We start from the raw sequence: 10,607 nt of genomic DNA, 5'->3' as shown, positions 1-10,607 counted from the left end.
AAGTAACGCACGACCATTAACTTGAATTGAGTGGAATATTTGGGCTTCATGATTTATCCCCATTATGTCGTTTTACAGTCCAACATTATGGGTTCAGTCCAGACGTGCAGGACCGTGAAGGCAGCATCGAAGTGGTGGCGCAACAACACAACCTGTACATCCCGACCGACAACAACACCGGCAAGCTGACCGGCACGCGTATCCACACGCCGTTCCTGTTCACCAAGGAGATCGATGCATCCAGCCCGTATCTCTACAAGGCGGTGACTACCGGCCAGACGCTGAAGTCCGCCGAATTCAAATGGTACCGCATCAGTGATGCAGGCCAGGAAGTGGAGTACTTCAACACCAAACTGGAGAACGTGAAGGTGGTGAAGGTGAATCCGCTGATGCACGACATCAAGGATCCTACCAAGGAGAAGCATAACCATCTGGAGCAGATTGAGCTGCGCTACGAAAAAATCACCTGGACCTATAAAGACGGCAACATTATTCACTCCGATTCGTGGAACGAACGCGCCACCGCGTGATTACGCTTCATATTTCGCGCCGTAGCGGCGTTGGCTACGCTCGCGCACCCCGGTCACTTACTTATGTAAGCTCCCGGGGCTGCACTCGCTTGCCGCCTTGCTACAACACGAACTATTTAGCGTAATCCTCCTCTGCCGGGCTGTTTTTTAGTCCGGCACAGGATTTATACAGCGCACATTCCGTAGCGGGGCAATTCATTGCGCGGTGTTGACCTTCCAGAGTCAACTGATTGCTACACGCGACGCCAGATGCCTTCTGACTTCATCCACCTCGGGTTAAGCCACAAGTCATTTTTACCTTTCAACCTGCTGACCTTATGCGCCTCGGTTTACGGCGATGGGCGGTAGCGTGCCCAACCCAGGAGAACTTTGCTATGGACAGTCATTCAGCCGTACTGCTGCGTCGCCTTAACCCGTTCTGCGCGCAGGCGCTGGAAGCCGCTGCTTCGCTGTGTCAGACCCGCGCCCACGTGGAAATCCAGCCCGAGCACTGGTTGCTGAAGCTCATGGAACAGGGCGAAGGCGACATTACCGTGCTTGCCCGTCGTTACGAGTGGGACATGAATGCCATCTGGCAGGATTTACTGGCATTTCTTGACCGGCAGCCTCGGACAGTGCGCGGCCGCCCGCAGCTCTCATCCTCACTTGAATCCTTGCTGAAACAGGCGTGGCTGATGGCCTCCGCAGCCGACAGCAATCCACAGATCCGCAGTGTGCATCTGCTGATGGCACTGGCTGAACAACCGTCTCTGGTGCGTTGTGAGGGATTATGGCCGCTGTTGAGCCTGCGAATGAGTCAACTCAATCGCTTACAACCTATGCTCGACGCGCAGTCGGAAGAGCGTTCAGATGCTTTGCAGCCGCAAATGCCAGTGAGTGCCATCGATCATCCTTTAACGGTGGGGGAAACCAAAATCTCAGCCGCCGAAGCCCTGGCGCGCTTCACCCGCGACGTCACCGCCGACGCGCGCAGCGGCAACATTGACCCGGTGTTTGGTCGCGACAACGAAATCCGCCAGATGGTGGATATCCTGTCGCGCCGCCGCAAAAATAACCCGATTCTGGTCGGCGAGCCGGGCGTGGGAAAAACCGCGCTGGTCGAAGGCCTGGCGCTGCGGATTGCCGAAGGCAACGTGCCGGACAGCCTCAAGCTGGTGAGCGTGCACACCCTCGACCTCGGTATGCTGCAGGCGGGCGCAGGCGTGAAGGGCGAGTTTGAGCAGCGCCTGAAGAACATCATCACCGACGTACAGCAGTCCGCCCATCCGGTGCTGCTGTTTATCGATGAAGCGCACACAATCATCGGTGCGGGCAATCAGGCGGGCGGGGCGGACGCGGCCAACCTGCTCAAGCCAGCGCTGGCGCGCGGCGAGCTGCGCACCATTGCCGCGACCACCTGGAGCGAGTACAAGCAGTACTTCGAGAAGGACGCCGCGCTGGAGCGCCGCTTCCAGATGGTCAAGGTTGACGAACCGGACGACGACACCGCCTGCCTGATGCTGCGCGGCCTCAAATCCCGCTACGCCGAACACCACGGCGTGCACATCACCGATGCGGCGGTGCGCGCCGCCGTCACGCTGTCGCGCCGCTACCTTACCGGACGTCAACTGCCGGACAAGGCGGTTGACCTGCTCGACACTGCCGCCGCGCGCGTGCGCATGAGCCAGGACACGGTGCCGGAGAGCATCACGCTGCTGCGCGCCCGCCTGGACGGGTTGCACACCGAAAAGCGCGCGCTGCTGGATGACGCGGAGCTGGGCGGTGCGGTGGACGACAAGCGCATCAGCGACATTACGCGCGAGCTGGCTGAAGGCGATGAGCGGCTGGAGCAGCTGGAGCTGAGCTACGCCGCCGAGCGCGAGCTGGTACAGACGCTACTGGCGAGCCGCATCGACCGCGCGCAGCAGGCACGTCACACAGAGCTGCAAAGTGCGCTGCATGCCCTGCAGCAGGGCGAACCGCTGCTGACGCTGGACGTGGACGCGCGCGTCGTAGCGGGGGTGATTGCGGATTGGACCGGCGTGCCGCTCTCCTCATTAATGAAGGATGAGCAGGCAGAGCTGCTGGCGCTGGAAAACCAGCTTGGCACTCGTGTGGTCGGGCAGGATACCGCCCTCAGAGCCATTGCCCAGCGCCTGCGCGCCTCGAAAACCGGTCTCACCGCTGAAAACGGCCCGCAGGGCGTGTTCCTGCTGGTCGGCACCAGCGGCACAGGCAAAACCGAAACCGCGCTGGCGCTGGCCGATTTGCTGTACGGTGGCGAGAAGTCGCTGATCACCATTAACCTCAGCGAGTATCAGGAAGCGCACACCGTCAGCCAGCTGAAGGGCTCGCCGCCGGGCTACGTCGGCTATGGTCAGGGCGGCATCCTTACCGAAGCCGTGCGCAAGCGCCCGTACAGCGTGGTGCTGCTCGATGAGGTCGAGAAGGCGCACTGCGACGTGATTAACCTGTTCTACCAGGTGTTTGATCGTGGCTTTATGCGTGACGGCGAAGGGCGAGAAATCGACTTCCGCAACACGGTGATTCTGATGACCTCGAACCTCGGCAGCGACCAGTTGATGCAGCAGCTGGAGGAGGCACCGGAATCCAACGAATCCGAGCTGCAGGAGTGCCTGCGACCAATACTGCGCGACCACTTCCAGCCCGCGCTGCTGGCGCGCTTTCAGACGGTGATTTACCGCCCTCTGGCGCGCGAGGCTATGCGCATCATCGTGGAGATGAAGCTGAAGCAGGTGAGCCAGCGGCTGCAACGCCATTACGGGCTACACACGGAAATCACGGACGAGCTGTATGACGCACTGACTGCTGCCTGCCTGCTGCCGGACACCGGTGCGCGCAACGTTGACAGCCTGCTGAATCAGCAGGTGCTGCCTGCGCTGAGCCAGCTGCTGCTTGAGCAACGCGCTGCCGGGCGCATGCCTGACTGTATCCGGATGGAGATGAATGGTGACGGAGACATTGCCTTCACCTTCTGAGCCTCGCCTTCTGTTGCGACCTGTAGATATAAGTCAGGCCGTTCGCCCCCCAGTAATAAGGAGTTTTCATGGCATCGGATGCACTCACGACGCTTTTCAGCCACAGTCATCACCACCTGACCGTGCGCGAATGTTCCTCTCCACTCGACGTACTCAGCTTCACCGGGCATGAGTCGCTGAGCGAACCCTTCAGCTGGCACATCACCTTTACCAGCGTCGATAAACAACTGGGCCGTGAGGCCATGCTGCTGAAAACGGCGGCGCTGATGCTGAAGACCTCCGTCGTCCAGGCCGCGTACCTGCCGGAACCTGAGCCGCTGCGCGAGGTGCAGGGCGTGGTGACCGGTTTTGAGGCGCTGGGCGTGTCGGCCGATGAAGCGCGCTACGCCATTACGCTGCAGCCGCGGCTGGCGCTGCTGGCGCGTAACCGGCAGAACGCCATCTGGCAGGACAAGTCGGTGCCGCAGATTGTGGAAGCCATCCTGCGCGACCGACACGGCATGCGCGGCCAGGATTTCGTATTTAACCTCAGCCGCGACTACCCGAAGCGCGAGCAGGTGATGCAGTTCGATGAAGACGACCTGCGCTTTGTCACGCGTCTGCTGGCAGAGGTGGGCATCTGGTTCCGCTTCACCACCGACACCCGCCTCAATATTGACGTGGTGGAGTTTTATGACGGCCCACAGGGCTACGTGACGGGCCTGACGCTGCCGGCGGTGCCGCCGTCCGGCCTGCACGATGACAGCGTGGAGTCGGTGTGGGCGATGGCAAGCCGCTATCAGGTGGTGGAGAAAACCGTCAGCACCCGCGACTACAACTACCGCGACGCGCTGGCCGACATGAACGCCCAGGCCGACGTCACCGGCGGCGATGACACCACCTGCGGCGAGGCCTATCACTGGGCGGATAACTACCTGCAGGCCGGTGAGGCCTACAGCGATCACCCTGCCAGTGAAAGCGGGGCGTTTTATGCCCGCCTGCGACACGAGCGCTACCTCAACGGGCAGACTCAGCTCAGCGCCACTTCGACCTGCGCCTCACTGACGCCGGGCACCGTGGTGCGGGTCAGGGGCGGCGCGCACGTGACGGATACGTTCCGCGACGGCGTGGTCATCACCGCGCTGGTGTGCCGCGCGGCCCGTGACAGCAGCATGGAAACGGCGTTTGAGGCCATCCCGGCCGGGGGGCGCTACAGCTTCCGGCCGGAACCGGCCCCGCGTCCGGTGATGGCGGGCACCTTACCGGCGCGCGTCACCAGCACCACCGTGAACGATACCTACGGCCATATTGACCGCGACGGGCGCTACCGCGTCAACATGCTGTTTGACCGCGCAGGCTGGGAAACCGGCTTTGAAAGCCTATGGGTGCGCCAGTCCCGACCGTACGCGGGAGACACCTACGGCCTGCACCTGCCACTACTGGCGGGCACGGAAGTGGCGATTGGCTTCGAGCACGGCAATCCGGACCGGCCCTATATTGCGGGCGTTCTACACGACTCGTCGCGCGGCGACCACGTCACCATCCGTAACTACAAGCGCAACGTGCTGCGCACCCCGGCGAACAATAAGCTGCGGCTCGACGACACGCGCGGTCAGGAGCACATCAAGCTCAGCACCGAGTACGGCGGTAAGAGTCAGTTGAACCTCGGCCATCTGGTGGATGGTGAGAAGCAGAAGCGTGGGGAAGGGTTTGAGCTGCGTACCGACAGCTGGGGGGCCATCCGCGCAAACAAAGGGTTGTTTATCAGCGCGGACGGGCAGGCGGCGGCGCAGGGCGATGCGCTGGAAATGAAGCAACCGATCAGCTTGTTAAAAGGGGCAATAAATCAGCTGACAGAATGGGGAAGCATTACTCAGACGCACCTCAGCTTTCCGCCAGATGTGGATCCGTTAACCTCACTGCTAAAAAGCACCGATGAGCTGGAAGGTTCAGCCATGCTGCTTAGCGCACCTGAAGGTATCGGTGCCGTGACGCCGGAAGGTATGTTGCTTAACAGTGGCAAGGGGCTTTATTTACAAAGCCTGGGTGAAGTTAATCTTGTCAGTGCACAGCGATTATCAGCCAACGCATCGAAAGGAATATCGCTGCTTGCCCAGCAGGAGGGTATGCGACTGGTTTCGGCGAAAGGTCCGTTAGCGGTTGAATCTCACGCCGATACGCTTTCATTGACGTCGCTAAAAGATGTCACCGTGCAGTCCACGCAAGGCCATCTGCAACTTACGGCCAAAAATGGCATTACGATTGGTTGTGGTGGTGCGTATATCAGGCTAACGCCGCAGGGTGATATCGAAATACATGGGCCGGGTTTAATGAGTCTCAAAGGACAGCATGACTGGCAAGGACCTGCCAGTGAAGATTTTCCTCTACCTGAATTACCTTCATCGGTATGTAAAGGGTGCCTTAAGCGTGCGCAGGAACGGGCGCAAGGATTTATTCCGCGATGACAAAAAATTCAATCACGTTTAAGCGTGAATATTACCTCTGACCGCTATTTTATGAATAATCAAATGGCGGCTATCTATTCATATAGTCTATATTTTTAATTAATAAGGGATGAATGCATGGCAGGGGAATGGATTTCTAAACTTGAAGGCCAGTGTCGAAAAATTAAAGTTAAAAACCTTTACCTTATCATTGACCAAGCGGGGATGGATTTATCGATTATTCCAGCTTGCAATGCCTTATCTGTAGAGTGGCAATCTTTGTGGCAAGGGCTTCCGGAAGAAAGTGTGCTAGATGATGCGCCACTGTTAGTGTGCATTGAATTAGAAAATGCACAGCAGCGCCAGTGGATTGGTGATCTAAGTTCTGAGATTTCTAATCGTAATGTGTTATTAGCATTATGTTCCCTTTGGCCGATAGATTTATTGGCCAATTGGTTAAGGAAATGTATTGATGCCAGACATGAAAGTCGCCCAGGAATTCTGCGTTTTTATGATCCCCGATTGTTCCCGCTTCTTGCTGCTAATTTGCTCAACGATGAGCAAAAAGCACAACTTCACAGGCCTGTTATGTTTTGGAGTTGGATAAATCGAGATGGTATTCCACAGTTAATAGCCGGGAATGGTTCTCCACCAGTACTCGGTGAAAATATTGTGCATATCGATCTCAGCGACAGGCAATTGGAATATCTGATGTGTGTGTGTGATGTCAATATCATGCTGGCTTATCAACAAATTGAAATCTCTGTCAACCTAACCAATGAAGCGTTATTCAATGTTTGCTATCAAGGTATGTGCGAGGCAACAGATAAGGGGCTAATTCTGGATGATGATCGTGAGCGCTGGGTGGCGGATAAACTATCTGCATTGTCTGCTACCTAAATGATAAAAGGAACGAGCTAGCAATGAAAATGAATCGTTATTCATATCTTTTAGTCATGAGTTTTTTACTCTTCACGTTACAACCGAGCGCTCAGGCAAATGGTGTGATAAAGGCCATTAATCATACTCACTGGGCAATAAATCATTTCAGCGTAAACGGCCAGTCTGGAATTGATATTATTGGGCCTTATCAGGGCGGCGGCGGCGGATGTTGTTTTGGTGTGCCAGAAAAATGGCAGCCGGGAATGACAGTCAAAATTGATTGGGAAAGAGGTGAAGCATCAACAGATGGTTTTCCAGGCTTTGCTGATAGAGAGAGATACAAAACTTGGTTGAAATTGATGGAAAAGAACGATCGGAAATTTAGTAAAGTAGTTTCAATTCAAGATTATAGAGGTCAGGACACATGCGGTATCACCATCCATTTTCTTCCCTGTGATGAAGTTAAAGTGACAACCAGTTGCTGGTCACCGAGTAATGCCAATTACCCAATCAAAGAGCCTTTAAGGATGAAGGAGCCTGCAGTATGTCCAAAGTGAATACTCATTTTATACGATTCGTTTGTTTAACCCTTGTGTTCCTGATTTCATCCTGCGCTCCACCTGATACTAATGCTGCCAGTGGAGGCGCGGGGGTGATTAAGGCCATTAATCATACTCATTGGGCAATCAATCATTTCAGCGTTAACGGTCAGTCTGGAATTGATATCATTGGTCCTTATCAGGGCGGAGGTGGTGGCTGTTGTTTTGGTGTGCCTGAAAAATGGCAACCGGGAATGACGGTCAAAATTGATTGGGAAACCGGGGTAGGTTCTTCAGATGATTTTCCTGGTTTTGCCGATTGGGATAAATATTTAGCTTGGACAAAAAAAAATCATGCGCAGAAGAGGCAACATAGTAAATCAATTCTGATTCCTGATTATAATGGTGAGGACACTTGCGGTATTACTGTGCATTTCCTTCCTTGTGATGAAGTGAAAGTGACAAACAGTTGCTGGTCACCGAGTCATGCCAATTACCCAATCAAAGAGCCTTTAAGGATGAAGGAGCCTGTAGTATGTCCAAAGTAATTCAAAAAGATTTAGCCTGGTATCCTCCTCCTTTTCCACCGCAAGGGCGTTTACCGGATTCAGCTTCCTTGGTTGGCGGAAATTGTAAAAAGCAGGACAGTCAGGAATTAGCCTATCGGCAAGAATTGTGTGTCGCTGCCGGGCAACGCGTGGAGCCACCCTGCTGCAAAACATTGCATATCAGCATATTCTTTGACGGGACGGGAAATAATATTAATAACGATCTCTATTTATCCAATCCAAAGCATCCAACAAATATCGTGCGCTTATTTCAGGCGACGATTGGAAGCGGCTACGCCGGTGGCGTTGGTAGAGATAAGAGTGGTCTTTTTGATTCTAGTGAAAGCGGGTCTGATAAATATTTTAAATTTTATCTGCCGGGAGTTGGTACGCCATTTCCGGAAGTGAACGATCTTGATTACAGCGCTACTGGGTTGGCGCTGGCGCATATGGGGGAAGAACGTATTAACTGGGCACTTTTACGTATTATTGATGTGCTGAAATTTGTGCTGCAAGACCAGTGGATGAGCAATGCGGAAGCTCGTAAGGCAATTGCCAATATGGGCACTACCTGGGAAAGGCTGGGATACGGTGGCAGTCACAATCGCTATGAAGAATTCACCAAACAGCTGCGTTCACTTAAATCTCAACTGAAGTCTGCGGTTGAGCAACCTGAGCCAGGTAAGCCGAAATTGCTCGGCATAAAAATGTATATTTATGGGTTTTCTCGCGGTGCAGCAACCGCGCGTGCTTTTGTTCGTTGGCTTACTGAGCTGCTGCCCCCCCCTGAGTCAGAAAATACCAAACCTGAGCAATGCTTAGCCATTGAAGAGCTAAAAATTCCTATCAGCGTTGAGTTCCTTGGTTTGCTTGATACGGTGGCATCTGTCGGTGTTGCGCATGTAGCACCCTTTGCGGAAGGCCATATGGCGTGGGCAGATGACACCATGGAATTACCCGATGAGGAGACTTACGGCGGCTTAATTAAACGCTGTGCACATTTTGTTTCGTCGCATGAACAACGTCTCTGCTTTCCCCTGGATTCCATCCGCCGGGGAAATGGGAAATATCCGGCCAACAGCGTTGAAGTCATCTATCCAGGTATGCACTCGGATGTTGGTGGAGGATATCCACCCGGTGATCAGGGAAAGGCAATTGCACCTAATGATGGTTTATTAATTTCTCAAATTGTTTTAAATGATCTTTACTCAGAAGCATTTAAAGCTGGTTCGCCACTGAAAGCACCTAAAGCTAATTTGCCCCTCTTACTTAAAAAAGATGATTGGAGGTCTATGGCTCCGGATTTAGTTGAGCAATTTGCTGTGTCACCTGAATTAAGTGTAAGATTCAACGCTTGGCGAGAATACACCCTCAACCAATCTACGCCTAAGCACTTCAATTCTTACGAAGCCGCAGATTATGCACCGGTTCGATCTTCTACTTGTTTGGAAGAGGTCATTGAAGATCAAATGGCATGGATCACCGGCTGGCGTATTGGTCGCTATGAGAAAGAGACTTTCCTTGATGCACGCTTCTACAAGGTTGCAACGAATAGCGACAGCGATCCCAAACAGTACAAAATTTCAAAAGAGACCCAACAGAAAAAACAGAAGGAGGTCGAGTCAGAAAGAACCATTGCTAAATATAAATATTCAAAACAAGAACTAGACAACATGCTGATGCCCGTCGGTCCTAAGGATTTCGATCCGGATCTGGCGAAGCAGCAACTAAAAGAAGCCGCGCGTGAATTCCGTGAAGATTATCATGGGAAATTTCGCACACAAAACGGCACAGCACAGGTTGTTATCGATAATTTAGTTGGACGCACCATTTTCCTTCTTAACACGGATGATGAAGTCGCGGAGTTTAAAAAAATGAGAACGGAAGGAGATGTCATGTATAGCCTGCTTTTTCCGTTTTCCGATGAATCCCGCACGGCAAACAATCCATCTGGTTTAGTCCGATCACTGTTTGATGACCAGGTGCATGATTCTCGTGCCTGGTTCTTGTATGCCGCCTTAGGTACACGCGAACCATGGGGCGGATATTTCCGCTACCGGATGATCTATTTTGGCGATAAGAGTAACAAATCATTATCTCCATTGGTGATAGCCGGTGATGTTGTTGGGGCAGTGTCTCCACCGCTAGGAATTATTGTCAGCTTGAAGAAAAAAAGAGACATTAAGAAAATGTCTGAAGTGACTGCAACTTCAGATTTAACAACACACGAGATCGTAATACGTGATGTGCAGACGAATGAACCTATTCCTATGTTGCCTGATGCTGCACTACAGCAACAATTTACGCATAATCCAGGAGAGGTTGTTGCGAAATATAAAACGTCAGCGAGCGAGCAAAATATGGTGATGGCGAAGCATTCGATACTACTTGATTGGGAAAATGCGCCCAAAACAGAATCTGTATAATATCTCTAATTAAGGACAACACTATGGCAAATGTCATTCGTCAAGGCGATACGCTGCGTGAATATGGCGGCAAAGTACTGGCAGGACATTATCTCTGTTTTGGTAAAGGGATTGCCGTCATTGGTGATCCGGTAAAATGTAATAAACATGGTATAACGAATATCGCTGAAGGCAGTTCACTGGCAAAAGTTGACGGCCAGCCAGTTGCGCTACATGGACATAAATGCGCCTGCGGTTGTACCCTGGTCAGTTCATTCCCGGATTGCGGTATTGCATCGTGA

The 10,607-nt window shown here is 53.2% G+C and carries 7 protein-coding genes and 1 pseudogene; all 8 read left to right on the top strand.

From position 1 onward, the window contains the following. Positions 1-48: 48 nt before the first annotated feature. Positions 49-530, top strand: a pseudogene (locus tag ACPUC8_RS15765) (Hcp family type VI secretion system effector). A 374-nt stretch (positions 531-904) separates the two neighbouring features. Then, positions 905-3,508: a type VI secretion system ATPase TssH gene (gene tssH / locus ACPUC8_RS15760; protein WP_494926788.1), complete on the top strand. Its 2,604-nt coding sequence runs from the start codon at positions 905-907 to the stop codon at positions 3,506-3,508. Positions 3,509-3,576: 68 nt separating this feature from the next. Further along, positions 3,577-5,952 (top strand): type VI secretion system Vgr family protein, encoded by a 2,376-nt coding sequence (locus ACPUC8_RS15755; protein WP_494926787.1) that lies wholly within the window; start codon positions 3,577-3,579, stop codon positions 5,950-5,952. A 117-nt stretch (positions 5,953-6,069) separates the two neighbouring features. Continuing rightward, positions 6,070-6,831, top strand: coding sequence for a toxin Tle1 chaperone Tla1 (tla1, locus tag ACPUC8_RS15750; RefSeq protein ID WP_494926786.1), 762 nt, complete (start codon positions 6,070-6,072; stop codon positions 6,829-6,831). Positions 6,832-6,854: 23 nt separating this feature from the next. After that, positions 6,855-7,370, top strand: a complete 516-nt coding sequence (gene tli1a, locus ACPUC8_RS15745) for a Tli1a family immunity protein (RefSeq protein ID WP_494926785.1) — start codon at positions 6,855-6,857, stop codon at positions 7,368-7,370. After that, entirely contained in the window at positions 7,358-7,900 is a 543-nt protein-coding gene (gene tli1a, locus ACPUC8_RS15740) for a Tli1a family immunity protein (RefSeq protein WP_494926784.1), read from the top strand. The genes tli1a (ACPUC8_RS15745) and tli1a (ACPUC8_RS15740) overlap by 13 nt, the downstream gene beginning before the upstream one ends. Then, the gene (locus ACPUC8_RS15735; protein ID WP_494926783.1) at positions 7,888-10,326 is read left to right on the top strand and encodes a T6SS phospholipase effector Tle1-like catalytic domain-containing protein; all 2,439 of its coding nucleotides are present in this window, start codon (positions 7,888-7,890) and stop codon (positions 10,324-10,326) included. The genes tli1a (ACPUC8_RS15740) and ACPUC8_RS15735 overlap by 13 nt, the downstream gene beginning before the upstream one ends. A 23-nt stretch (positions 10,327-10,349) precedes the next feature. Next, entirely contained in the window at positions 10,350-10,607 is a 258-nt protein-coding gene (locus ACPUC8_RS15730; RefSeq protein ID WP_494926782.1) for a PAAR domain-containing protein, read from the top strand.

Source organism: Pantoea sp. CFCC18177 (assembly GCF_059412425.1).
This window is presented reverse-complemented; position numbering and strand designations above follow the sequence as displayed.